Here is a 24,536-nt window from a genome sequence, read left to right on the forward strand (position 1 = left end):
TTGCGCGGGCGGCCTGTCGCCTGGGTCGACCTCAACGCACGCACACCTCGTCCTCGCCCCCGGGCCTTCGCTCGCAGCTTGTACGCCCACGAACGATGCATTCCAAACGACGCCGAAACCGCATCGGGATGTTCCCCATCGTTCATCCGCTCAAGTGCCAGCATGCGCATCTCTTCGAGGATGTTGTGCGCCAGACTTCTCCCGTCTCGTTTCACAGTCCGTGGCTCCATCGAGTGACACGACACGATAGATCAGCACTCGTCGAATTTGTTCCCTAACTTACTGACCAATGAGTAATAGAAGCGGCCGGCGCTCATGCGCGGCTGCGATGGAGCCTGTTGACATGACACAGCAGAACGACCCGGAACTCGGCCAGCGCATTCAGGCAGCGGGCCTCGATACGAACTATCATGACCTCGGCAGCGGCAGCCCTGTGCTGCTCATACACGGTTCAGGGCCGGGCGTGACGGCGTGGGCGAACTGGCGTCTCACGATGCCTGCTCTCGCGCACACCCGGCGAGTCATCGCGCCCGACATGGCGGGCTTCGGTTATACGGAGCGGCGCGCGGACGTGCACTACGACATGGACTTTTGGGTCACACATCTGATAGGCCTGCTCGATGCGCTGGAGATCGAACAAACCGACCTGATCGGCAATTCATTTGGCGGCGCATTGGCGTTGGCGATGGTGGTGCGTTATCCACACCGCGTGCGCAAACTGGTGCTGATGGGGGCGGCGGGCGTGAAGTTCGAATTGACTCATGGGCTCGATGCGGTATGGGGCTATGAGCCTTCCGTCGAGAACATGCGCGGCATCATGGATATCTTTGCGTTCGACCATTCGCGTATTACGCCCGAGCTTGTCGAATCGCGGTATCGCGCGAGTGTGCGGCCCGGGTATCAGGCGTCGTTCGCGTCGATGTTTCCTGCGCCGCGCCAGCGCTGGATCGATGCGCTTGCATGCGACGAAGATGCGCTGCGCCGCATTCGGCATCCAACGCTGATCGTGCATGGACGCGAGGACCGTGTCATTCCACTAGAGAACTCGCTGCGGCTCAATAAGCTAATCGGGCCTTCGCAATTGCACGTATTCGGACAGTGCGGGCATTGGACGCAAATAGAACACGGCGACGCGTTTAATTGCCTCGTCGATGATTTTCTTTGAAGCTCGATAGAGCGCCTGCAGTTATACGCAAGCGCTCGCTGCCGAGGTGATTTTCCTAACGCCCGGCACTGACTTCGGGCATTTCTGATTCTTTCGCGTGATTCACGCATTTCAGCGTAACCGGAGCTGCGCAGCGTGACGAGCCCAACTTGGCGCATGTGTAAACGGCACTGTCACGTTGTCGTGTTGATGACGCAAAAACTGATACTGATCGGTGACAATCCTTCGTGGCGCCTCGGGACAGGCGGCCAGCACGCGTTTGAAGAAGCGCTTTGCTGCAGCCTTATCGCGACGTTTCTGCAGCAGGATGTCGAGTTCGGCACCATGCTGGTCGACCGCCCGCCAGAGCAGGTAAGGCTCACCGCGCAACGTAACGAAAACTTCATCAAGATGCCATGTGCTGCCAGGTTTGCGGCGACCAGCCTTGACGCGATGCGCGAAGTCCGCGCCGAATTTGTCGAACCAGCGGCCGATCGTTTTCGTAACTGACGATGACACCGCGCTCGAACAGCAGTTCTTCAATATCACGCAGGCTGAGTTGGAACCGGAAGTACCACCGCACCGCGTGGCTGATGACCGTCGCCGGGAACCGGTGGCCGTGATAAAGCGATTTTGTCTTCTTCATCGCGCCATCTTACGTGACCGCCTCGCCAACATGACAGAGCCGCACGCGGCTCTAACCCACGTTTTGACTCGCGTTTCGCAAGACCGCGCCACGCGAAGCGTTATTCGCAGAGACGGGGCGCGGCTGACTTTTGCGCCAGGTTCAGGCCTTCTTCACGTAAGCATTGCACCATCCCTTTGCATCGACCAGCTTGCCGCCGTAGGTTGTACAAGGGCCCATCGCCGAGCCGGGCTTGCCCTGATAAAGCTGGCAATTCGCGCAGGTTTGTCCAGTCTGATAGTGGGGAAACTTGGCCTTGTCCACCTTCGTGGCGTCCGTCTTGTATCCAAGTGCCTGTGCAGTCGGATCGCTCTCGGAAAGCACGGGAGCGTCGGCTCGCGACTCAGTGGAGAGAACCGTCGTCGATGCGACGGATGCGGCAAGTATCATAAAACGCCGGCGGGAGAATGGCATGACATGGACTCCTGTAGGAAATGGAACAGCGAGTGCAAGGCGTGCCGCCCTTTGCCCGGTCACATTGACTGAATCCTGTCGGTTCATGAAAAACCGCCATGCCATATTTACCGGTCGAAACCAACGCGGCCCGCGATTTCTTCATTCAATATCGACTGGATAAACGTACGTGCCTTTCGCCTTTCATTTTACATCACGACGTGACGTATGTGGCCGCGCCTGCCGGGCGTAGACGCTGGAATCGCCGCTTCCGTACCCACTGCCACTGAGGTATTGCACATGCTCTCATGCAGTGTTGCCCATGCAGACCGTTCTAACGGCAACCTCAACTGGCGCGACGGCCGCGAAGGTTCCTGGAATGCTAAACATCAGTGCAATGGCGGCAGTGGCGACAGCGGGAACAGACGGGCAGAGTTAATGCCCACGCACAGTGATGTCTTTCTCAATTGCCCGTAATGCGGTGCTATTGTTATTTATGAACCAGGACTAAAAAGGTACCGATTCGAGGAGGCACAGCGATGTTACGCATGAGCAAGCTTGCCGACTATGCCACGGTGATCATGATCACAATGGCACGGGATCCGGACGCCGTGAAGAGCGCCGGCAGCCTCGCCGAGGCCACGGGCATCCCGGCGCCGACCGTGTCGAAAGTGATGAAGACGCTCGCGCGCGGTGGTGTGCTGGCGTCAGCGCGGGGCGTGAGCGGCGGCTATCAGCTTGCTCTGCCGCCGCAGCGGATCATGCTGTCCGACGTGATCGCCGTCGTCGACGGTCCGTTCGGGATGACCGAGTGCAGCGCGTTGCCGGGGCTATGCACGCAGGAGGCAGTATGCAGCGCACGCGCCAACTGGCAGAAGATCAACCGGCTGATATTCGAAGCGCTGAGCCAGGTGTCGCTCGCCGATATGGCAAGTCCGACGCTCAGCGAGGTCGACATTAGCGCGATTCGCGCGCGCAGCCTGTTGCCGCTGGGGCACACGGGTATCGACCGCACGCGCGCCGTTTCAGTCTCGCCACACAGGACCGTCATCCGGCCCCAGCAACGTTGAAGGAGGTCATGCATGAGTTCGACCGCGTCCAAAGTCGATGATCTGATCCGGCGCGAATACAAGCATGGGTTCGTGACGGATGTGCTGTCGGATACATTGCCGCGCGGCGTGTCCGAAAATGTCATCCGGCTGATTTCACAAAAGAAGAACGAACCCGATTTCATGCTCGAATGGCGGCTCGCGGCGTATCGTCACTGGCTGACAATGAGCGAGCCGCACTGGGCGACGGTCGAGCACCCGTCGATCGACTATCAGGACATCGCCTATTATTCGGCGCCCGTTGCCCCGAAGGATCGCCCGAGGAGCCTCGACGAGGTCGATCCGGAGTTGCTTCGCACGTACGAGAAACTCGGCGTGCCGCTGAAGGAGCGCGAGATTCTCGCGGGTGTCGCGGTGGATGCCGTGTTCGACAGCGTATCGGTCGCGACGACATTTCGCGAAAAACTTGGCGCGCTCGGCATCGTGTTCTGTTCGTTCTCGGACGCGGTGCAGACACACCCTGAACTCGTGCGGCAATATCTCGGCTCGGTTGTGCCGCACACCGACAACTTCTTCGCCGCGCTGAACTCCGCCGTGTTCAGTGACGGATCGTTTTGCTACATCCCGCCGGGCGTGCATTGCCCGGTCGAACTCTCCACGTATTTCCGCATCAACGCCCCGAACACGGGGCAGTTCGAGCGGACGCTGATCATCGCGGACAAGGGAGCATACGTCAGTTACCTGGAGGGGTGTACCGCACCGATGCGTGACGAGAACCAGCTGCACGCTGCGGTGGTGGAACTGGTCGCGCTGGAGGGTGCACAGATCCGCTATTCGACGGTGCAGAACTGGTATCCGGGCGATGCGCACGGGCGTGGTGGGATCTACAACTTCGTGACCAAGCGTGGCGATTGCCGCGAAGCGGACTCGAAGATTTCATGGACGCAGGTCGAAACAGGTTCAGCGATTACGTGGAAATACCCAAGCGTAATTCTGCAAGGCGACAACGCGGTCGGCGAGTTCTATTCGGTGGCGCTCACCAACAACTATCAGCAGGCCGACACGGGAACGAAAATGACGCATCTGGGCCGCAACACACGTAGCACAATCTTGTCGAAGGGCATTTCTGCCGGTCACGGCAGTAACGCCTATCGCGGGCTCGTGAAAGTCGCCCGTTCGGCGGAGGACGCCCGCAACTACACACAGTGCGATTCGCTGCTGCTTGGCGATCGATGCAGTGCCCTTACGTTTCCGTATATCGAGGTGAAGAACCCGACTGCGAAGGTCGAACACGAGGCATCGACGTCGCGCATCGGCGAGGACCAACTGTTCTACTGCCGGCAGCGTGGCCTGTCGGACGAGGATGCGGTGTCGATGATAGTCAACGGCTTTTGCAAGGAAGTATTCAAGGAGCTGCCGATGGAGTTCGCGGTGGAAGCACAAAAGCTGCTTGGTGTGAGTCTGGAAGGCAGCACAGGATGACGGTGCGACAACATGCTTGAAATCAGCAATCTGAGCGTTGAAGTGGAAGGCAAGCCTATTTTGCGCGGAGTGGATCTGCGCGTGAGGGCGGGCGAGGTGCACGCGATCATGGGCCCGAACGGTTCGGGCAAGAGCACGCTTGCGCACGTGTTGGCGGGTCATGCACATTACCGCGTGACGGGCGGCAGCGTGCAGTACGCGGGCCATGATCTGCTCGCGCTTGCGCCAGAAGATCGCGCGCGGGAAGGGCTTTTTCTCGCGTTTCAGTATCCGGTCGAAATACCGGGCGTAAGCAATGTGTACCTGTTGAAGGCCGCGTTGAATGAACAGCGCAAGCATCGCGGCGAGCCCGAAATGGACGCAATGGAATTCCTGCAGGCGGTCAAGGAGAAGATGGCGCTCATGCAGATGGACGAAAGCCTGCTGTATCGCGCTGTCAACGAAGGGTTTTCGGGGGGCGAGAAGAAGCGCAACGAGATCTTGCAGATGGCGGTACTGGAACCGCGCCTTGCGATTCTCGACGAGACCGATTCGGGCCTCGATATCGACGCGTTGCAGGTGGTGGCGCGGGGCGTCAACCAGATGCGCAGCGCGGACCGCGCAATCGTGCTGGTGACGCATTATCAGCGTCTGCTCGAGTACGTCGTGCCCGATTACGTGCACGTGCTTTCGCACGGGCGCATCGCGAAATCCGGGACGCGCGAGCTGGCACTCGAACTGGAGCGCAAGGGTTACGGCTGGCTTGGTGCGGACGCGCCGCCTGAGCCGCATTCCGCGCCGCCTGGCGCCCACTGACGCGAGGTGGTCACAGGTGATATCGCGAGGGCAGACGTCAAATGAGTGAGACGACGCTCGATTACTTCCATCAAGCATTCGCGACGGTGTCGAAAACGCTGCCGGGCGCAGAACTGCGCTGGCTGCGCAGCGCACGGCGCCATGCGTTCGAGCAGTTCGAAGCGCTTGGCTTTCCCACGACGCAGCTCGAAGACTGGAAGTACACGAATGTGGCCACGATCGCGAAGCGGTCGTGGCATTTCGCATCGCCCCACAGCGACCACGTGGATGTTTCCAGCATCGTCGACGATCTCGTGCCCGACAAGGAGGTCGGCAGGCTCGTGTTCGTCAACGGCCGCCATATGCCGAAACTGTCGCGCATGCCGGCGTTGCCGGAGGGCGCATTCGTCGGCAGTCTGACACGCGCGATCCGCGAAGTGCCGGAGCGGCTTCGAGCAGTCATCGAGCAGCAGGCACCGCATGATGGCTTTGCGGCTTTGAATGGGGCATTGCTGAGCGACGGATATGTGCTCCTGCTGCCACCGGATTGTACGATCGAGACGCCGCTCGTCATGCTATTCCTGACCGACGAAGCGGGCCTCGCGATACATCCTTTCAACGCGATACTGGCAGACGCGCGCTCGCGCTGCTCGGTCGTCGAGCAGTTTGTAGGCATCGCGGACGATGCGTATCTCCTCAACGCGGTAACGAAGATCGTGGCCGGCGACGAGGCGAACGTCCAGCACTGCCGCGTCCAGGAGGAAGCGCGTAGCGCCTTTCACATCGCGCGCGTCGACGTCACGCAGCAGCGTGCAAGCCGCTTTACGTCGCATTCTTTCGCGCTTGGTGGCGCCCTGTCACGCACGGAGATCGACACAGCGCTCCGGGATTTCGATGCATACGCCGAACTGAACGGGCTGTATTTCGTGGGCGCGCGGCAGCATGTCGATCATCACACGCGCATCGATCACGAGAAGCCGGATGGCACGAGCCGCGAATACTACTGCGGGGTGCTCGACGGTGCATCGCATGGCGTATTCAACGGGAACGTGATTGTGCGTCGGGACGCGCAGCGGACCGACACGCATCAGGCGAACCACAATCTCCTGCTATCGCGTGATGCGCAAATCGACACAAAGCCGCAACTGGAAATTCACGCCGACGACGTGAAATGCACGCATGGCGCAACCGTCGGTCAACTCGACGAGAACCAGTTGTTCTATCTGCGCTCGCGCGGCATCGACGAACGCATTGCGCGGGCTTTGCTTGTATGGGCGTTTGCGCGCGACAGCGTAGAGCGGGTGAATATCGGCGCAGTGTGCAGCAGACTGAAGAAACTGCTGCTGGCGCGTGTGCCGGAAGGCGAGTACATGCGGGGGCTGTTATGAAGCCGTTCGAACCTGTGTGCATCCCAGACCCGGATACGGTTGCGCGCTGGCGAAGCGACTTTCCGATTCTGCGCGAACGTGTGCGCGGCGCGCCGCTGGTCTATCTCGACAACGGCGCGACAACCCAGAAGCCTTTGGCCGTGATCGATGCGGAACGCACCTATTACGAGCACATGAACGCCAACGTGCATCGCGGCGTGCATCACCTGTCACAGTGCGCCACTGACGCCTACGAAGCCGCACGTGCGCGGATTGCGCGCTTCGTCAATGCAGCCAGGGCAGAGGAAATCGTGTACGTCCGCGGTACGACGGAGGCGATCAATCTCGTCGCGCAAAGCTACCTGCGTCCACTCGCAAAGCCTGGCGACGAAATCCTCATCAGCGCGATGGAGCATCACTCGAACATTGTGCCATGGCAGCTCTTGTGCGAGCAGACCGGCGCGGTGCTGAAGGTCGTGCCGATCGACGACAGCGGCGCGCTCGATGTCGATGAATACGCGCGGATGCTTGGCGAGCGCACGCGCCTGGTGTCGATCGCGCATGTATCGAACGCGCTGGGCACCATCAACCCGGTTGCGCGGCTGATCGAGATCGCACATGCGCGCGGCGTGCCGGTGCTGGTCGACGGTGCGCAAGCGATTGCACACCTGCCCGTCGACATGCGGGCGCTCGATTGCGATTTCTACGCATTCTCAGGGCACAAGGTGTATGGGCCAACGGGAATCGGCGTGCTATACGCGCGCGCGGACAAGCTGGAAGCGATGCCGCCGTGGCAAGGCGGTGGTGACATGATTCGCTCGGTGACGTTCGAGAAGACCGATTACAACACCATTCCATGGAAATTTGAGGCGGGTACGCCGAACATTTGCGGTGCGATCGCGCTTGCGGTGGCGCTCGACTACGTGAGCGCAATCGGCGCCGATACGATCAGCGCACACGAGGCCGACCTGCTCGCGTATGCGACGGGTGCAATGCGCGCTGTCCCGCATCTGCGGCTGATCGGCACCGCGCACGAAAAGGCGGCCATTGTGTCGTTCGTGCTCGACCACGTGCACGCGCACGACGTCGGCACGATCCTCGATCATCAAGGCGTCGCGGTGCGCGCGGGTCATCATTGCGCGATGCCCGTTATGCAGCGCTATGGCGTACCCGCAACCGTGCGCGCTTCGTTCGCGCTATACAACACGCGGGCCGAAGTCGACGCGCTCGTCGAAGGAATAGCGCGTGTGCATGAGGTGTTTGGGCAATGAGCAGTTTGCGTGATCTCTATCAGGAAGTCATTTTCGACCACTACCGACGGCCGAGAAACTGTCATGCGCTAGCCAATGCGAACCACAGGGCGGAAGGATACAACCCGCTGTGCGGAGATCGCATCACACTGTATCTGCGCATCGAAGACGGTATCGTGAAAGACGTGGGGTTCGAGGGCACGGGTTGTGCGATCGCGATCGCGTCAGCTTCGCTGATGACGGAGTCGCTGAAGGGCCGCAGCGAGCAGGAAGTCGAGGCGCTCTTCGGCTCTTTCCACGACATGGTGACGACGCCGGCGGACGCGCCGACGCAAGGTGAAGCAGGTCTCGGCAAGCTCGCGGCGCTCTCGGGCGTACGCGAGTTTCCGGCGCGCGTGAAGTGCGCGACGCTCGCATGGCATACGCTGCACGCAGCTTTGCACGACGAGCACGGCGCGATATCGACGGAATGATGCAATGAGGCGAAAGGACATGAGTGGGTTCGACTGGCTGAAACGGGATGACGACGCGCTCGAACCCGGCGAGGGCGATCTGCGCTTGCGCGTGATCGAAGCGTTGCGTACGGTGTTCGACCCGGAGATTCCCGTCAACATCTATGATCTCGGGCTGGTGTATGACCTGAACGTGGATGACGAAGCAGGCGACGTGGCGATCCGCATGACACTGACTGCGCCGGGTTGTCCCGTCGCGCAGACGTTTCCCGCGACGGTCGAGGACGCCGTGTATTCCGCGGCAGGCGTGAACGGCGTACGAGTGGAACTGGTGTGGGACCCGCCGTGGACGAAAGAGCGGATGTCCGAGGCCGCACGCTTGCAGCTGGGGATGCTTTGACATGGCAGACTGGGTCGATGTCGCGGCGATGACCGATTTCCCGCCGGGTTCGGTGCGCAGTGTCGACGTGGACGGCGCGCAGGTGGCGGTGTTCAACCTGGATGGCACGTGTTACGCGATCGAGGATGTCTGCACGCACGACGGCGGCATCCTGACTGGCGGTGAGGTAGAGGACGACGTGGTCGTGTGTCCTCGGCATGGCGCGCGTTTCTGCATCAAGACGGGCAGAGTGCTTGCGCCACCGGCCTATGAAGACGTCGCGGTGTTTCCCGTGCGCGTCGAGGCCGGTATCGTGCAGGTGCGCGACGCGCGGTGGGACAAGAGTGGTTTCTGAATTGCTGAACGGGCGAGCCACTGCTGGTGGGAGTGCCCAGGGCAGGCACGGAGCCAGGGGGAAGACGGTTCAGTGCCGCCCTCGCGCGTTCTCGACGAGCGAGAGTGGCCCAGCCTGTGCAGTAATGGCCGTCACCACAGTACCGTAAGGAACAAGGATTCTGACGTCACGACACCGCAATTCGACCATTTCGCCCGTCACGTCGATCTCATCGCATTCGATGATGCTCCAGTCCTTGACGGCCTGATGTTCAAGGAACAGTTCCGGGACGATGTCGCGCCAGTGCGCGCCTGACAGGATTACCAGCCACTTCATGACGACCTCCGCTTCGCTATGACTTTCAGGGAAGAAACGCTGCATCCATGCACATGGCAGCCTGGTCAGCGAACGTCCCACCGGAATGGCGGCGAAGCCCGATCAGCTGCGGCCTGCGCTGCTGGATAGCGTACGGCGTGGGAGCGGCGGCAACAAGACGGCCTGGCACAACATCAGCACGTGATTGTTTCGGGGCACCCGCTGCACAGTGATGACTTGAGGGGACACGTCGGCAACATTCAGCCAGGCGCGTGGCGGAAGCCACCGCATATGGGCGAGGCGCGAGCCGGAGGGAGGAAACGATGAGCCAGTCTTGCGACAACATCCTGCTGACGGACCTGTACGAACTCACGATGCTGCAGGCGTATTTCGATAGCGGCATGAATGACGTGGCGACGTTCGAGTTCTTTGTGCGCAGTCTGCCCGCCCGGCGCAACTTCCTGATGGCGGCAGGTCTGGAACTGGTGCTCGACTATCTGTGCAGGCTCGGCTTCCGGGACTCGCAACTCGCGGAACTGGAACGCACCGGGCACTTCAGCCCCCGATTTATCCAGTCGCTGGAGTCGCTGCGTTTTACGGGTTCTGTCGATGCGATGCCGGAAGGGACCGTGTTCTTTTCAGAGGAACCGATTTTGCGCATCACCGCGCCGTTGCGTGAGGCGCAGATCATCGAAAGCAGACTGATCAATCTCATTCACTACAGCACGCTTGTTGCCAGCAAGGCCGCGCGCATGGTGCTGGCTGCACCTGACAAGCGACTCGTCGACTTCGGCTTGCGACGGGCACACGGATCGGAAGCTGCGATGCTGTCGGCGCGTGCCAGCTATCTGGCGGGTTTTTCTGGCACCGCGACGCTGCTCGCCGGCATCCGCTACGGAATTCCGGTGTTCGGGACAATGGCGCATTCGTACGTGCAGGCACATGAACACGAGATCGAGGCCTTCGAGCATTTCGTGCGCTCGCAGCCGGACAACGCGGTCCTGCTGATCGATACCTACGACACGGAGGCCGCGGCGGTCCAGGTCGTCAATCTGGCGCAAAGACTCGCGCGCGAAGGCCTCTATATCAAAGGCGTGCGTCTCGACAGCGGGAATCTCGGCGCACATGCGCGACACGTGAGGCGCACTCTGGACGCCAGTGGCCTCCGGCAGATATCGATACTGGCGAGTGGCAACCTCGACGAGTTCCGGCTGCGCGAGCTCGCGCACTCGGACGCACCGATAGACGGATTCGGTATCGGCACGCGGATGAATACCTCGGCGGATGCGCCTTACCTCGATTGCGCGTACAAATTGACCGAGTACATGGGCAAGCCGCGCCGCAAGCGCTCCGAAGGCAAGGCAACGTGGCCGGGGCGCAAGCAGGTGTTTCGCCGCCTTGACGCTGACGGACGTATCGAATCCGACTGCATCGCGCTTGAAGATGAAAGGCAGCCGGGTGCTGCGCTCATTGCGCCCGTGATGCACGATGGTGTGCGCATAGGGGCGGCCGGCAGTCTCGATGCGAGCCGTGACCGTGCCCGGCGCGAACTCGACTCGTTGCCCCCAGATCTGGCAGAGCTCGAACCGGCCACGGCCTTTCGTCCGAACGTCTCCGCTGCGCTCGTCGAACTCGCGCGCCAGCTCGATGCGGGTATCGCGCGCGAGAGACGTTTGCCGTCTCGATAGCGCGATGCCGACGCAGACATGAGACATCCAACGCTCGTTCTTGCGAATGCTGCTCAAGCTGGGTAAATGGGATAGATGGGGCAGGCTTGCAGGTTTCAACGGCAATTTCAGGAAGCGCGAAGGGTGGCGACTCGCAGATGTTCAGCCTTGTTGGCGCCTTCGGCCCGGAAAATCCGGCCGGTATAAATTGCAACGGTCCGGTAAGTCTCGCCTGACCGGGCATTTCACGCCGACATGTTCCGAACGTTTGGCTCTACGCGGTTGCCGCCGACGGTGGCACGACCGATGCGGAATCTGGTCAATCGCAACTCAACCGGTGATGCCGATGAACCGGCCGCATGCAGCGAAGGGCTTCACCTTCCCGCATCGGTGTTCATACGCGCATTTGAGGACCGGGCGGGTAACGCTGCTGCCGCGATAGCGTGACGGACTGATGTGATTTGCGGCAGTTGGGGTAAAGCCAGTTGGTGTTTCACATGGCAATCGACTGACTTCAGGGAGCCTTATGGAACTTCATCTGCATTCTCATCATTTCACGCATCGCATGCCTGATTGGCGGGCGGCCGTCTGGGCAGGCATGATCGCTGGCGCAGTGTTCCTCGTGTTGGGCGCTTTTTTGATGGCCGTGGTGACAGAGCAGGATCCGAGAGTGCCGCCGCACATGATCGCGGCAATCATATTGGGCCGAGGTGCGCTTCAATCCATGGACGCGTTTCCAGTCGGCATCGTCGTCGCGGCGCTGGCCGTGCATTTTGGTCTTGCCATCCTGTTGGCCGTGATCCTGAGTCTGATCATCGCGTCATTCAACCTTGACTCGAGTCTGCCGATGGCGTCGCTCGTCGGCGTCGTGTTCGGCCTCGCCATTTATCTGGTCAATTTCTACGGTATGACGCGGTTCTTCCCCTGGTTCTCGGACGCCCGAAACTGGGCGAATGGTCTTGCGCACATCGTGTTTGGCGTCGTCGCAGCGGACGCTTATATGAGAGTTGAGCGAAAGAAAACACGGTCGGGTGAGTCAGATTCGGGAGACGTCAGTTAAGCACCTATGTCTTCCGCTCGGCGGGATGAGGTGATGTCACGCGGCCGGCATTCCCGCTGGTGCTTCGTCATTTGCGCGACATTGGCCATAAGTACCCTGTTTGGCAGGGCATCGAGTTCCGCAGCAGCCGGGGAGTATGACAATGGGTCAGGCGTCCACATACCCCTGGCCACTGGAAGCAACGCGCGGGTGACGCCCGTTGCAAAGGGTCCGTTCTTCGACATCACGAAGTTCGGCGCGATTTCGAATGGTCCCGCGCTCGCAAATCAGGCTGCAATCAATAACGCCATTGCGACGGCCGCTCGCGCCGGAGGCACGGTTGTCATTCCAGCGGGCGTGTTCAAAACCTACACGGTTCATCTGGCCAGCAACGTAGGGTTGCACTTCGCATCGAAGAAGTCCATTTTGCGCGCGGCCGTTCCAGGGACGGGAGCAGGTGAGGACGGGGGCTTCTACGACGCGCCCGAGCCGAATCCGTATGTCGGGCTTCAGGATGAAGGCCACAGTCACTGGGCGAACAGCCTGATTGTCGGCGATCACGTAAAGCACATCATGATTTCAGGGCCCGGTCTGATCGACGGCAGCTACATCGGGCCACGCGGAAAGACCATAAACGTCTTGACGAGTTCGGATGCTGCAGAAGTGCCTGTGCGCACCGCTGCCGGCAAACCCGGTGGCGCCAACAAGGCCATCGCGCTGAAGAATGCGGAGGACGTCGTCTTCCGCGACTTCAGGATCAAATACGGCGGTCATTTCGGCATTCTCGGGACAGGAGTCAGGAATTGGACCATCGACGGCATTCTTGTCGACAGCAATCGGGATGGTGTCGACATCGACGCGTCGCAGAACGTCACGGTCAGGAACTCGACGTTCAACACCGTCAACGACGATGCGCTCGTGATCAAGGCCTCGTTTGCGCTGGGCAAATATGTGCCGACACGTAACGTGCTGATCGAAAACTGCACGGTAAGCGGCTATGACACGGGCTCGGTGTTGGACGGGACTTACAGCGCCCACCAGTTCGGACCGGATGACGGGCCAACAGGCCGAATCAAGCTGGGCACGGAAAGTACAACCGGGTTCGACACGGTGACTGTCCGTCATGTCACATTCGATCGTTCAAGGGGTTTGGCGTTGGAGTCTGTTGACGGAGCTGCGCTGAAGAACGTCGTATTCACAGACGCGACAATGACGCATGTTACGAGCGCGCCGATATTCATCGTACTCGGCGATCGCGGCCGCAATCCCGTCACCGGTAACAGCGCCGATGAATCATTATTGCCTGCAAGCACGGTGCGTCTCGACGACCGGGCTTGGGTTCTGCCGAATATACCTGCCTATGGGACCTATCCAGCCGTTCGCTACATCCCCTCATACAATCGCGATCAGACTGTCTCCATTGGGGGCGGGAGCAATATCGTGGTTGTGAATCAGGCTGCTCCAACGCAATTGAACCCTGTATCAGTTCGACCTGGCGACCCTCGCTACGCCAACGCGGTAGGCGCGCCGTTCGCAACTTTGGAAAACGTTGCGATCAGTCATGTAAAGATCAGCGATTCGGACCCGCGCTATCCGATTATCATCGCCGGTCTGGTCAATCATCCCGTCCGCAACGTGAGCATCAATAACGTGAGCGTCGAATTCAGGGGCGGGCTGAAGATGCAGGACGCCGTCGAGCAGCGGCAAATCAACAAGCCGCAACACTACACCGCCTACCAGGCCGAACCCGCCACCGACTCGGTCATCTGGATGGCGAACGGGTCGTCAGCGGATCACAATGAGGCATTGCTGCCGCGCATCAGCTGGGACCCGAAAGCCAATGGCGGGACAGGCGCCTGGGTGGACGACCCGTACAACGTCCCCGAGGCGCCCCGTGAATATCCGGAGCCCAGCATGTTCGGAATTCTTCCCGCCTATGGCCTTTACGCTCGCCACGTGCAAGGATTGAAAATGCGTAACGTCAAACTTTCTTATGGCGTCGAAGACGAGCGGCCACCTGTTGTACTGGATGACGTTCATGACAGCAGCTTTATTGCATTCGCGGCGATGGCAAAGTCCGGAACGCCAGAGTTTGTCATGGTCGCCAATACAAGAAAGCGCGAAGCAGAGAGCGAATTTATACCGGACCTCGCATATCATATGACGACCGTGAGCAATGTATTCACGCCGCCGGGGATAACGAAGCAGGCTGTCACAATTCTGCGCCCCGCGCCGGGCACACCGCCAGACCGCTTCTATAGCTATCCAACCGTGCCGAGCGCCACGCATTCATATGCCTATGCGATTCCCAATGCATCGTACCCTCTGCCGTTGACAATACATCCGGGGCTGAATCCGTAATAGGCATGCGATGCGAGGGAATACAGGTGCCCTTTGAAAGCGGACATAATGAAATGGCCAGCCCGAGCCAGAGACCGTTCTACGATAGGCAGTTCGGTCGAACATAGAGGAGAGCGCCATGCACAACGTCACGCTGATCGGCATCGATCTGGGGAAGCACGAAAGTCATGCTCGGCTTCAAACGTTTCAGGAACGCGGCGATCACTCTCTCAGGTATTGAGTTGGTACATCGTATTCGCAAGAGCCAATTCAGCCTCGCGAAGCTGCGCCTCAAAGATGCCGCTGCGCCCGCAGTCTGGGAAGCACCAGAGGCGGCCGGGCCGTTTCATAGATATGTCGAGAAGCCGTAGAGTTTGAGACGTAGTACGTTCATCGTGAGCCCTCGTATCGACGGGCAGAAAATCAAGCCGACGGTTGGCGCAAATGGGCCGACCGAGCGCACGCGCATCATTGTGCAATCGATTGCAATAAGGAAACTCGAAAACGGCGGGGCTTTCGCGGATTAGCTTGCCTCATCCGCAAAACCCGCCGGGCGATAGCTGGTCAATAGCATCCGGCCTGAGGTCGCCTCTATACAACAGAAAAGACGGTTCAAGTGCGTGGCGCTCATCAAGCCCATGTCTTCCCGGATATTCATCGCTTGTGAAGTCAGGCTTTCAGCCTGCGAAGACGGCGGCGATGCATCTTCTCCGGCAAACCTTCGCTCCACTTTGTGTTGCGGTCTTCCCTGATCGCTTGGACCTGGCCGCCAAACGGGCGATCGCGACACGTCCTGCCGGTCGCGCACTATTGTGCTCGCAAAGCCCACGCCGAATAAAAAAGTGCGGGTAGTTTTGACTCGTATTTCGATGGGTTAAGGTGTTCTTCAGAAATCACCTGATCGAAATGGTTCAAGCCTATCGCGCGCGTCTGCGTGCACAAGGAGAAGGATCGTAATAATGGAAATCCCGTACAAGAATCAACATGCAGCGAAAGTAATGAGAAGGGTTGAGCCTCGTAGAATCGCGCCATAGACGCGGGCACGCACGATATTCAGCGGTGCGCACCGATGAATGAAACCGGGAGTTCAAATTGACGCTGAGTTTGCGCGCGCGATTGCTGTTGTGGTTGGTCTTGCCGTTAGCGGCATTCGTCGTGGCGACTGCGTTCATTTCATACGACTCGGCCAGCAGTACTGCCACTGTGGTTCAGGATGCGTTGTTGCTTTCGTCCGCGCGCACGATTGGCGAAGATATCGATTGGGTCGAAGGCCGGCTCAATGCCGATGTTCCGCCCGCTGCACTGGAAATATTCGAGTCGCCGTATCAGGATCAGGTGTTCTACAAGATTATTTCCGCAGGAAAGCAACTGCTCGGCGGCAATCCGGATCTTGCATTGCCGTTACATGAATCGGCGCAGCCCGTCTTTTACGATTCGACGTTGGATGGACATGACATCAGAGTGGTCGCGTACACGCGTCAGCTATACGACTCCGGCAAGGTCGAGCCCGTCACGGTCGTGGTCGGCAAGACACAGGCTTCGCGTCGCGCAATGCTCGAACAGCTTTGGCGCCCGCATTTTCTTCGCGAATGCCTGATGCTTGCTTTCGTAGCGGCACTGGTGCCGCTTGGCTTGACCGTCGAGTTGCGTCCGTTGATGAAGCTCAAGAACGACGTCACCGATCGCGAGCCAATGCAAATCGAACCGATGCGCGCCGAAGGGCTGCCATGGGAACTGCGTCCCATCGTCGATGCAATCAATCAATGCATTGCGCAGCTCAAGGTTCATACGGCGAGGCAGCGCCAGTTTATCGCGGACGCCGCGCATCAATTGCGCACGCCGTTGACGCTGCTCGATACGCAGATCCAGTATGCCACCCTGTGCGAACACCGCGATCTCGAGGTTGCCGCTGCGCTCGACGGCATGCGGCGCAGCACGCGGAAGATGACGGACATGACGAATCAGCTACTGCTGTTGGCACAGGCGGAAGCTGCACCGTCGCATGCTCATACGCGGGTTGACCTGTCCGCAGTGGTCGCATCGGTGCTCGAAGAACTTGTCGTGGCCGCACATCGTCGTGGCATCGATCTCGGAGCAGAGTTTGCAGAGGACGTGCATGTTGAAGGCAATGCAAACCTGTTGCATGCGCTCGTCGCGAATCTCATCGATAACGCGATCCGCTATACGCAGGATGGCGGCCAGGTGACGGCGCGTTGCACCCGCCAAGGCGACGGCGTCGTGCTACAGGTCGTCGATAACGGACCCGGAATTCCCGCCGAAGCACGCGCCCATGCGTTCGAGCGTTTCTATCGCGGCACGACGCATGTCGCAGGAACAGGGCTTGGCCTGTCGATTGTGCGAGAGATTGCGCAGTTGCACGGCGGCGCGGTCACGCTGGGGCACGGCCAGGATTACAAGGGTCTTGTCGTTACCGTGCGAATGCCCGCATGGCGCAGTTGAGGATATATCGCAATGAAACTACTGCTGGTGGAAGACAACGCGGACCTGGCGCACTGGATCGTCAATCTGTTGCGCGCGGAGAACTTCGTTGTGGACAGCGTGCCCGATGCCGAGCGGGCCGAGGCAATATCGGGAAATCAAAGCTACGACGTCGTGCTGCTCGACATGCGCCTACCATGCATGAGCGGAAAGGATTTGCTGGCACGCTTGCGACGGCGCGGCAACAATGTGCCCGTCCTGATGCTGACCGCCCACGGGTCCATCGACGACAAGGTCGACTGCTTTGCAGCCGGCGCAGACGACTATGTCGTCAAACCGTTCGATGCGCGCGAACTTGTCGCGCGCATCAAGGCGCTCGTCCGGCGCCAGTGCTCCGAGAAGGCCGTGTCGCTGAATTGCGGCGATTTGCACTATCAGTTCAATACGCGCGAATTCCGTCATAACAGTACACCGCTTCCATTGCGTCGGAGGGAACATGCGATTCTCGAAACACTGATGCTGAGGCAGGGAAAGACAGTATCCAAGGCGACGCTGATGGAAAGTGTATTCAGTCTCGACGATGAGGCGAGCGTCGATGCCATCGATATCTATATCCATCGCCTGCGCAAGCACCTTTCCGCATCGACCGCGCAGATCATGACATTGAGAGGACTGGGTTATATCTTGCGGACACGGGATGTATGATCAACCAGGAGTGCGTCTCTATCGGTAAATGTACTTAGAAATCGAGCATGATCGCGATAGCGCTCTGAAAGATTGGCCTCGCTAGCATTGAGACGAGTCATGGTTTTGTCAACAGGCCAGGACCATACAAGGAAACGAAATCTCAACGCGGCAAACAGAGGAGACAATCTTGAAGAAACGACACTTGACCTTGGCTCTCGCGTCCGGTGCAATCGCGGCGACGGGCGCACATGCACAGTCGAGCGTTCAGCTATACGGCCTGATCGATCTGAGTGTGCCCAGCTACGTCACTCACGCCGACGAAAAAGGCAATCACGTAGTGGGGATGGGCATTGATGGCGAACCCTGGTTCAGCGGAAGCAGATGGGGCCTCAAAGGAGCGGAAGATATCGGTGGCGGCTCGAAGATCATTTTCCGGCTCGAAAGCGAGTACCGCATGAGCGATGGCCAGATGGAAGACCCCGGTCAGATCTTCGACCGCGATGCATGGGTCGGCCTTCAGGACGACCGGTTCGGCAAGCTCACGTTCGGCTTCCAGAACACAATTGCGCGCGATGTGTCCGCGATTTATGGCGACCCTTATGGCAACGCGAAGCTGACCACGGAAGAAGGCGGCTGGACGAACGCGAACAACTTCAAGCAGATGATCTTCTATGCGGCGAGTGCAACGGGTACGCGCTACAACAACGGCGTAGCGTGGAAGAAGCTCTTTGACAATGGTCTGTTCCTCGCGGCGGGTTATGCGTTCGGCAACACCACGACATTTCCGACTAACTCGAACTATCAGGCAGCCATTGGCTATAACGGTGGACCGTTCGCCGTTTCCGCGTTCTACAATCACGCGAACAAAGCGGGTAATACTAACCAGTCTTATTCGGTCGGTGGCAATTACACGTTCAGCATTGTCCGCTTGAATGCAGGCTATTTCCATTATCTCGGCGATCAGGGCGCGCTCGGACAACGACATGACGATGCGTGGACGGTATCTCTGAAGGTCGCGCCGAAGGGTCCATTCGATTACGAACTCGGCTATCAACAGATGCGCGTCAAGAATGCCGCCTATAACGCGGACGGTGACATTCCGAATGCCAACATCGGCACGTTCGATCCTGCTTCGGGCCTGCATAACGGGTACAAGGAAACGCTGTACTGGTCGGCGTTCTATCACCTGTCCAAGCGCACGGAACTTTATCTGGCTGGCGACTACATGAGACTGCACGGCGGCTATACGGTCGCGAGCACGTTCGGCGCGTCGAATCAGCTCGAGCTGACAACGGGTATTCGCACGCGGTTCTGAGCGTAAGTTCAAGGGGAGAAGATATGCGCTTGCGGGCAGTCAAGCGCGTCCCCTGCGGACGGGACGCACGCTTGTGAGCCGTCCGTCTCGTTCGCGCTGAAGCTTACAAAGGCGGCGATCGCGTCAGCTGACCGACTTGCAATTCACGGACGGCGCAGTATAGGGCGTCGGATACTCGGAAGACGGCCCGCTGAGCATGCGCAAAGGCTGGGTCGCCAGTACGTCCGCTTCACGTTGCTCGCGTCGGGTGAGCATTTGTCCCGACGAATATGCATCAGGGAGTGGCTCATTCACTGCGCAGCTTAGCGTCTTGCCGTCACTGACACGTACCGTCGTCGTATACGCGTAGTCTGGTTGCGCCGCAGCAGAACTGATGCTCCAGATGCAGGCCATTGCGGCGAACGCAATGTTCAAGGTTCGAGTCCGCATGATTCGCTCCTTATTTCCACCTGATTTAGACACTGCAACTGCGAGGCGGTGCGACCAATTCCGCGGAAGATTTTCTTGCGGAATCGTCAGGTACAACCGCGCATTTCAGGCGGTTTCGGTGAATGGAGTGCAGGACAATGTAAAGGCGCGACTCTTCTCTTTCTTTTTCATACTTGCAGTGCCTCCTGCCGAAGCCGTCTACATGCACGCCCACATGAATCACTTCGGCCTGGACTGACGCCGCAGTCAAAGGTCTGCCGCGCGCTGGCGCGGGCGCCCGTGGATTATCGGCTCAGGGCGGCTTGGGCTCGTTGCAGCCACTGACTGTTATGTTCCCGGGCGTGGCGTGGCCAATGCCTGGCATCGTGCACGATCTCCGCGTAAAGTTCACGCGCTCGCCGGCGGTCGGCCTCGTCAGACTGCGCCGCCAGCCAATCGGCGTACAGGCAACGAGGCCCGGCGTCGCTTGCGCTGGTGAGCGCCATCTCGAACGCGGCGCGCGTGTTTGCTGCACCAATCGCTGCCAAGGCCTGCGCATACAGCAACGCAGGCTCGGGTTGCTGGCGGGCGAGGGAATGGACGGCGAACAGTTTTTCCAGCGTGTCCCGCGTGGCCGAAGCATCGCCGTTGGCAAACTGCGCACGCGCCAATCCCTGAAGCAGAGCCGGATCGGATGAGAACGGCCCACTGGCCGCCGCCTGGTAATGCTCGAGCGCTTCGGAAGCATTGCCTGCGTCGAGCAGCGCTGCACCCAGGCGCATGCGATGAGCGACGGTCGGTGCGCGATCGAAATCCGTGCGCGCTTCGCGCACGGCGCGGTTGGGATCGACAAGCTGCGAGATGGCCTTCGTTGCTGCCATTGCCCCTCGTGACTGGCGCAGCGCGGGCAAGTAAATGACGAAGAAGTAGACGACGCTGCCAAGGCCAGGGAAAAGAAACAGGATCAGCAGCCAGTACATGTTCTGCTGGGTCCGCACGGCGTGCACCGCGAAGAAGAGGGCGATAATGACGTAAAGGCTTATTCCGAAAATGCGCATGTGCGAGAAGGTAAGTTGTAGTCCGTTGTCAGCGGCACGTCAGCGAAATAGCAGAACGACATTGTGACAGAAGCTGCCATACCGGGTAGCTCACCGGGACCCCGGCACCTGCGCTTATTCCGTAGACTGGCAGTTAGCCCCGGCCACCAGCCGGACAGCAAATGCACATCATCCCATCGGCACTATCAGGCGGGGCATCCGTCTCATGCAGCGCTGAGCGCAAGCTCGGCGACCACGTGAGCTACCAGGCAATGCACGCGCATTTTTCTCACGAAATCGAGCACCGGATCGGCTATTGAGGTGGCGGCTTCTTGGGAGGCGTCGCCCAAACGGCGGTGGGAACGACGTAGTACTGCGGCGTGTTCCGTCTCATCAACGTGCCGGTGACCGTCAGTTGCATAGGGGCTGGAGGGGGCGGCCCAACGAGTTGCACCCGGGTGATCATGATCCGGCGCTGTGCATCCTGGCCAAAGCGCGGGTCGATCACGCACAGCGGCGGCTCCATCAACAACACCGAGATTGTCTGCTGAGCGCCGCCGCCCGTTTCCGCGATTTCTTGCGCAGTGGTGCCACGTAGTGTCAGGGCGGTTCCCACCGGGAAGCACACGGGTCCCGCCCAGGTCGCGATCGACCACATCAGGAGCATCACGCAAAGAAGGCGATTCCTCACTGGGCGGGTCTCCTTTTCGGGATTTAATTTCGGACCGTTTTGCGATGCTGGCTATCCTCCGCATGCTTGTACACCACGAGCAATAATCATAACTGCCCCCTGCTTCGGCGCCCAAGTCGCGTCCTGCACTGGGCCAGGGATGCTTCCTGATAACGTCGGAAAGGAGCGGACGCTGTGAGTTTTCTTCATCGAATCCAGATCGTGACTGTTTGTTCGGTTGTCGCCGGATGCGTGTCGCAGCCAATCGGGCCTGCGGTAGCTGTGAAGCCAGGGCACGACAAGCCGTTCACCGTCTTTCTGCAGGACGATGCGCAGTGCAAACAGCATGCGAGGGAACAACTGGCGCGCGGCGTAGACACGCGCGCTGCGAGCGATGCTCACGTGCCGCGTGCACAACTGAACGTGCAGCAACGATACGACCTGGCGTACCTCGAATGCATGAAGGCGAAAGGAAATGACGTATCGGAGCGTGCGGGCACGAACTACGCAGCCCCGACAAGTTAAAGATGTAGAGTCGCCGTTTGAAAGCTTATGGCCAAGTCGGCGAGCGCATACAGTCGGCCACAAAGAGACAGCTGCATCTCGAACACGAACGACCGCTGACTCTATAAAACCGGCCCGTCGCGCCTCACGTCCGTGGCACCCATCGAGGGCTGCGCAGACGGCCGTGGTCCCCGATGCGCGCTCCAGGCTGGATCATGCAAAATACTTGGCATCTAAGATGCGGAGGCCAGTCCGTGGGCGTTAACTTCGACTTGAATGACTTGCAGGCGTTTCGCGCGGTGGTTGAGCTGGGAAGCTTTCGAAAGGCCGCCGAGGCGGTGAGCATTTCCCAGCCAGCCTTGAGTCGTCGGATCGAGAAGCTCGAGGAAGCGCTCGGCGTGCGTCTCTTCGAGCGCACCACGCGCAGCGTCACGCTCACCACCGTCGGCCGCGTGTTTGCGCCGAGCGCCGAGCAACTGCTCGATGATCTCGACGTCGCACTGCTCGGCATCCGCGATGTTTCGTCGAGCCGCCTGGGCCATGTGACCATCGCGTGCGTGCCCTCGGTGGCGTACTACTTTCTGCCGAACGTCATCGCGAGCTACCATCGCCGCTTTCCGCGCATCCGGGTCAAGCTGCTGGATTCGAGCGCGAACGAGGTGCTTGGCGCCGTCATTAGCGGCGAGGCTGATTTCGGCGTGAGCTTTATGGGCAGCCAGGAGTCTGAGGTCGAGTTCAAGGTGCTGCTGCAGGAGCGGTTTGTTGCCGCCTGCCGCCGCGACCATCCCCTCGCACGCAAGAAGCGCGTGACCTGGAACGAGCTTTACGAGCACGAATACGTCTCGGTGGACAAGACTTCCGGTAACCGCCTGTTGCTCGACCAGGCGCTCTCGGCCGTGGCGCCGCGTGCGCCGAGCGTCTGCGAGACGCGGCACGTCACGACCATGCTCGGGTTGATCGAAGCGGGGCTTGGCGTCGCAGCGGTGCCGTCGATGGCCATGCCCGGACGTGACCACCCGATCCTCACGAGCGTGCCGCTCGTCGAACCTGTGGTGAAACGACGCGTGGGAATCGTAAGACGGCGCGGACGGCCGCTCTCACCGGCCGCACAGGAGTTTCACCGGACCATCATCGAGACGAAGCGCGGGGGCGTTGCAAGCGGCGATGCCGTGGCCAATAACGTGACGACGACAGCGAAGACAGGAAGGAAGACCGCATCGTGAGGTTGGCAAGACCGCTTCGTTTGCTCTATGTGCAGGTCCTGCTGGCCATGGTGCTCGGCATGACCGTCGGCCACTTCTGGCCGCCAGCAGGCGCGCTGCTCAAGCCCCTCAGCGACACGTTCGTTGGCCTCGTGCGGATGATGATCGCGCCGATCGTCTTTTGCACGATCGTCTCGGGCATCACGTCGCTTGCTAGCGGGAAGGCCATCGGGCGCACGATCATCCAGGCGCTGGCGCTTTTCTATCTCCTGACAGCCGTCGCGCTCGCGCTCGGACTCGTCACCGCGTTCGTACTGCGACCTGGCGCCGGCATGCATATCGACGTGCATCATCTGGATTCGAGCATCCTCGCGCAATATGCGACGCACGCGCAGGCGCGCGGGCTTGTGGCGTTCGGGCTGAGCGTGATCCCGGAAACGATGCTCGGCGCCTTCGAGAAGGGCGAGGTGCTGCCGGTGCTGCTGCTCTCGCTGCTCTTCGGCTTCTCGCTGAATTCGTATCCGCAGGCTGGCCGGCCAGTGCTAGCGCTTATCGACGGCGTCGCCCAGATGCTCTTTCGCATCCTCGCAATGCTCATGCGACTCGCTCCGCTCGGGGCGTTCGGTGCGATGGCTTTCACGGTGGGACGCTTCGGCATCCGCTCGGTCGGCTCGCTCGGCATGTTGATGGTGTCGTTCTACGTGGCATGCCTGTTGTTCGTTGCACTGGTGCTCGGTCCGCTCGCGCGGCTGCACGGTTTCGCGCTTTGGCGACTCTTGCGCTACATGCGCGAGGAATTGCTCATCGTCCTCGCGACATCGTCGACCGAGCCGGTACTGCCGCGCCTGATCGTGAAGCTGGAGGCGCTCGGTTGTGACAAGGGAGTCGTGGGGCTTGTGCTACCCGCGGGCTATTCGTTCAATCTGGACGGCACCGCGATCTATCTGACGCTCGCCTCGCTGTTCATCGCGCAGGCGTGCGATGTGCCGCTTTCCGCGCAGCAGATCGCGACGATGCTTGCCGTCATGTTGCTCACTTCCAAGGGCGCGGCCGGCGTGTCCGGTAGCGGGCTGGTCGCGCTCGTCGCTACGCTCACCGCGATTCCTGATCTGCCCGTTGCCGGGGTGGCGCTTCTGGTGGGCATCGACCGCTTCATGTCCGAGGCGCGCGCCCTGACGAGCGTGATCAGCAACGCCTGCGCAGTGATCTTCGTTTCGCTGTGGGAAGGCGCGTGCGATCGTGCGCGTCTCGCGCAGATGCTCAGGGTGGCCGGGCCAGGCTGCCCGGACGGTGCCAATGATGCCGCGACAGACACCCCGGGGTGACGGGAAGGCTGGCTGGGGCAAGCCCTCCCATGGTGCTGCCTCAATGTGCGGAGACGGAATCGAGCCCGGTCGATCTCACTTCTGCCTGTACATCGGGTGCTGCGAGATAGTCGAGGAGCGCCTTCGCTTCCTTCGGATGCTGCGCGCCGACGGGGATGCCGGCGGCGAAGCGCGTGACGGACTGCAGAGACTCGGGAATCTTTCCGACGAAGGTCGCGCCCTGGACGGGCAGCAGCTCGCTCACCTGCTGGAAGCCGATTTCGTAGTCACCGTTCGCCA

At 60.2% G+C, this 24,536-nt stretch carries 23 protein-coding genes and 3 pseudogenes; 19 read left to right on the forward strand and 7 right to left on the reverse strand.

The window, feature by feature from the left end; genetic code table 11:
* Positions 1-215, reverse strand: a pseudogene (locus tag GCT13_RS41060) (IS630 family transposase); the annotation flags it as partial.
* Between the two features lie 128 nt (positions 216-343).
* Between GCT13_RS41060 and GCT13_RS41065 the strand changes: the two are divergent.
* Positions 344-1,165: an alpha/beta fold hydrolase gene (locus GCT13_RS41065; protein ID WP_152767571.1), complete on the forward strand. Its 822-nt coding sequence runs from the start codon at positions 344-346 to the stop codon at positions 1,163-1,165.
* Between the two features lie 207 nt (positions 1,166-1,372).
* Here GCT13_RS41065 and GCT13_RS41070 read toward each other — a convergent pair.
* Together GCT13_RS41070 and GCT13_RS41075 are read right to left on the reverse strand one after the other, a co-directional pair.
* Positions 1,373-1,790 (reverse strand): annotated as a pseudogene (locus tag GCT13_RS41070) (IS6 family transposase); the annotation flags it as partial.
* 141 nt (positions 1,791-1,931) lie between these two features.
* Positions 1,932-2,243: a high-potential iron-sulfur protein gene (locus GCT13_RS41075; RefSeq protein ID WP_152767572.1), complete on the reverse strand. Its 312-nt coding sequence runs from the start codon at positions 2,241-2,243 to the stop codon at positions 1,932-1,934.
* A 518-nt stretch (positions 2,244-2,761) separates the two neighbouring features.
* Here GCT13_RS41075 and GCT13_RS41080 point away from each other — a divergent pair.
* From GCT13_RS41080 to GCT13_RS41115, 8 genes are read left to right on the forward strand one after another with little or no spacing between them, the layout of a single operon-like run.
* On the forward strand, positions 2,762-3,292 hold the full coding sequence (locus GCT13_RS41080) for an SUF system Fe-S cluster assembly regulator (protein ID WP_152767573.1): 531 nt from the start codon (positions 2,762-2,764) through the stop codon (positions 3,290-3,292).
* Between the two features lie 12 nt (positions 3,293-3,304).
* The gene (sufB, locus tag GCT13_RS41085; protein ID WP_152767574.1) at positions 3,305-4,753 is read left to right on the forward strand and encodes a Fe-S cluster assembly protein SufB; all 1,449 of its coding nucleotides are present in this window, start codon (positions 3,305-3,307) and stop codon (positions 4,751-4,753) included.
* A gap of 12 nt (positions 4,754-4,765) precedes the next feature.
* Positions 4,766-5,548 carry a Fe-S cluster assembly ATPase SufC gene (gene sufC / locus GCT13_RS41090; protein WP_152767575.1) on the forward strand — a complete coding sequence of 261 codons (783 nt, stop codon included), beginning with the start codon at positions 4,766-4,768 and terminating at the stop codon, positions 5,546-5,548.
* A 41-nt stretch (positions 5,549-5,589) separates the two neighbouring features.
* Positions 5,590-6,915, forward strand: a complete 1,326-nt coding sequence (gene sufD / locus GCT13_RS41095; RefSeq protein ID WP_152767576.1) for a Fe-S cluster assembly protein SufD — start codon at positions 5,590-5,592, stop codon at positions 6,913-6,915.
* Positions 6,912-8,165: a cysteine desulfurase gene (locus tag GCT13_RS41100; protein ID WP_152767577.1), complete on the forward strand. Its 1,254-nt coding sequence runs from the start codon at positions 6,912-6,914 to the stop codon at positions 8,163-8,165. The genes sufD and GCT13_RS41100 overlap by 4 nt, the downstream gene beginning before the upstream one ends.
* Positions 8,162-8,617, forward strand: coding sequence for a Fe-S cluster assembly sulfur transfer protein SufU (gene sufU / locus GCT13_RS41105; protein ID WP_152767578.1), 456 nt, complete (start codon positions 8,162-8,164; stop codon positions 8,615-8,617). Before GCT13_RS41100 ends, sufU begins: the two co-directional genes overlap by 4 nt.
* A 19-nt stretch (positions 8,618-8,636) precedes the next feature.
* The gene (locus GCT13_RS41110) at positions 8,637-8,996 is read left to right on the forward strand and encodes an SUF system Fe-S cluster assembly protein (RefSeq protein ID WP_152767579.1); all 360 of its coding nucleotides are present in this window, start codon (positions 8,637-8,639) and stop codon (positions 8,994-8,996) included.
* A gap of 1 nt (position 8,997) precedes the next feature.
* On the forward strand, positions 8,998-9,330 hold the full coding sequence (locus GCT13_RS41115) for a non-heme iron oxygenase ferredoxin subunit (RefSeq protein WP_152767580.1): 333 nt from the start codon (positions 8,998-9,000) through the stop codon (positions 9,328-9,330).
* Positions 9,331-9,399: 69 nt separating this feature from the next.
* Here GCT13_RS41115 and GCT13_RS41120 read toward each other — a convergent pair whose 3' ends face one another.
* Positions 9,400-9,645 carry a hypothetical protein gene (locus tag GCT13_RS41120; RefSeq protein ID WP_152767581.1) on the reverse strand — a complete coding sequence of 82 codons (246 nt, stop codon included), beginning with the start codon at positions 9,643-9,645 and terminating at the stop codon, positions 9,400-9,402.
* Between the two features lie 302 nt (positions 9,646-9,947).
* Here GCT13_RS41120 and GCT13_RS41125 point away from each other — a divergent pair, with 302 nt between their 5' ends.
* From GCT13_RS41125 to GCT13_RS41155, 7 genes and pseudogenes are all read left to right on the forward strand, one after another.
* Positions 9,948-11,312, forward strand: coding sequence for a nicotinate phosphoribosyltransferase (locus tag GCT13_RS41125; RefSeq protein ID WP_152767582.1), 1,365 nt, complete (start codon positions 9,948-9,950; stop codon positions 11,310-11,312).
* A 505-nt stretch (positions 11,313-11,817) separates the two neighbouring features.
* Positions 11,818-12,351, forward strand: a complete 534-nt coding sequence (locus tag GCT13_RS41130; RefSeq protein ID WP_152767583.1) for a hypothetical protein — start codon at positions 11,818-11,820, stop codon at positions 12,349-12,351.
* A 189-nt stretch (positions 12,352-12,540) separates the two neighbouring features.
* On the forward strand, positions 12,541-14,691 hold the full coding sequence (locus GCT13_RS41135) for a glycoside hydrolase family 28 protein (protein WP_193727902.1): 2,151 nt from the start codon (positions 12,541-12,543) through the stop codon (positions 14,689-14,691).
* A gap of 155 nt (positions 14,692-14,846) precedes the next feature.
* Positions 14,847-15,041, forward strand: a pseudogene (locus GCT13_RS41140) (hypothetical protein); the annotation flags it as partial.
* A 721-nt stretch (positions 15,042-15,762) separates the two neighbouring features.
* Positions 15,763-17,130: a sensor histidine kinase gene (locus tag GCT13_RS41145; protein ID WP_152767585.1), complete on the forward strand. Its 1,368-nt coding sequence runs from the start codon at positions 15,763-15,765 to the stop codon at positions 17,128-17,130.
* Between the two features lie 12 nt (positions 17,131-17,142).
* Complete coding sequence (locus tag GCT13_RS41150; RefSeq protein ID WP_152767586.1) at positions 17,143-17,814, forward strand: response regulator; 672 nt, start codon at positions 17,143-17,145, stop codon at positions 17,812-17,814.
* Between the two features lie 169 nt (positions 17,815-17,983).
* Positions 17,984-19,111, forward strand: a complete 1,128-nt coding sequence (locus GCT13_RS41155) for a porin (protein WP_152767587.1) — start codon at positions 17,984-17,986, stop codon at positions 19,109-19,111.
* A 713-nt stretch (positions 19,112-19,824) separates the two neighbouring features.
* Here the strand turns inward: GCT13_RS41155 and GCT13_RS41165 are convergent.
* Positions 19,825-20,577 carry a hypothetical protein gene (locus GCT13_RS41165; RefSeq protein WP_152767589.1) on the reverse strand — a complete coding sequence of 251 codons (753 nt, stop codon included), beginning with the start codon at positions 20,575-20,577 and terminating at the stop codon, positions 19,825-19,827.
* 161 nt (positions 20,578-20,738) lie between these two features.
* Here GCT13_RS41165 and GCT13_RS48830 point away from each other — a divergent pair, with 161 nt between their 5' ends.
* The gene (locus GCT13_RS48830) at positions 20,739-20,876 is read left to right on the forward strand and encodes a hypothetical protein (RefSeq protein WP_193727903.1); all 138 of its coding nucleotides are present in this window, start codon (positions 20,739-20,741) and stop codon (positions 20,874-20,876) included.
* Here the strand turns inward: GCT13_RS48830 and GCT13_RS41170 are convergent.
* Positions 20,870-21,247, reverse strand: coding sequence for a hypothetical protein (locus GCT13_RS41170; RefSeq protein ID WP_321574959.1), 378 nt, complete (start codon positions 21,245-21,247; stop codon positions 20,870-20,872). The genes GCT13_RS48830 and GCT13_RS41170 overlap by 7 nt on opposite strands.
* A 737-nt stretch (positions 21,248-21,984) precedes the next feature.
* Between GCT13_RS41170 and GCT13_RS41175 the strand changes: the two genes are divergently transcribed.
* Positions 21,985-22,953 carry a LysR family transcriptional regulator gene (locus tag GCT13_RS41175; RefSeq protein ID WP_321574960.1) on the forward strand — a complete coding sequence of 323 codons (969 nt, stop codon included), beginning with the start codon at positions 21,985-21,987 and terminating at the stop codon, positions 22,951-22,953.
* Complete coding sequence (dctA, locus tag GCT13_RS41180; RefSeq protein WP_321574961.1) at positions 22,950-24,257, forward strand: C4-dicarboxylate transporter DctA; 1,308 nt, start codon at positions 22,950-22,952, stop codon at positions 24,255-24,257. Before GCT13_RS41175 ends, dctA begins: the two co-directional genes overlap by 4 nt.
* 40 nt (positions 24,258-24,297) lie before the next feature.
* On the opposite strand, the gene GCT13_RS41185 is transcribed toward dctA, so the two are convergent.
* Positions 24,298-24,536, reverse strand: a 239-nt coding sequence (locus GCT13_RS41185) for a substrate-binding domain-containing protein (protein ID WP_193727782.1), incomplete at its 5' end; no start/stop codon positions are given.

Source organism: Paraburkholderia franconis (assembly GCF_009362735.1).
GTDB classification, from domain to species: domain Bacteria; phylum Pseudomonadota; class Gammaproteobacteria; order Burkholderiales; family Burkholderiaceae; genus Paraburkholderia; species Paraburkholderia franconis.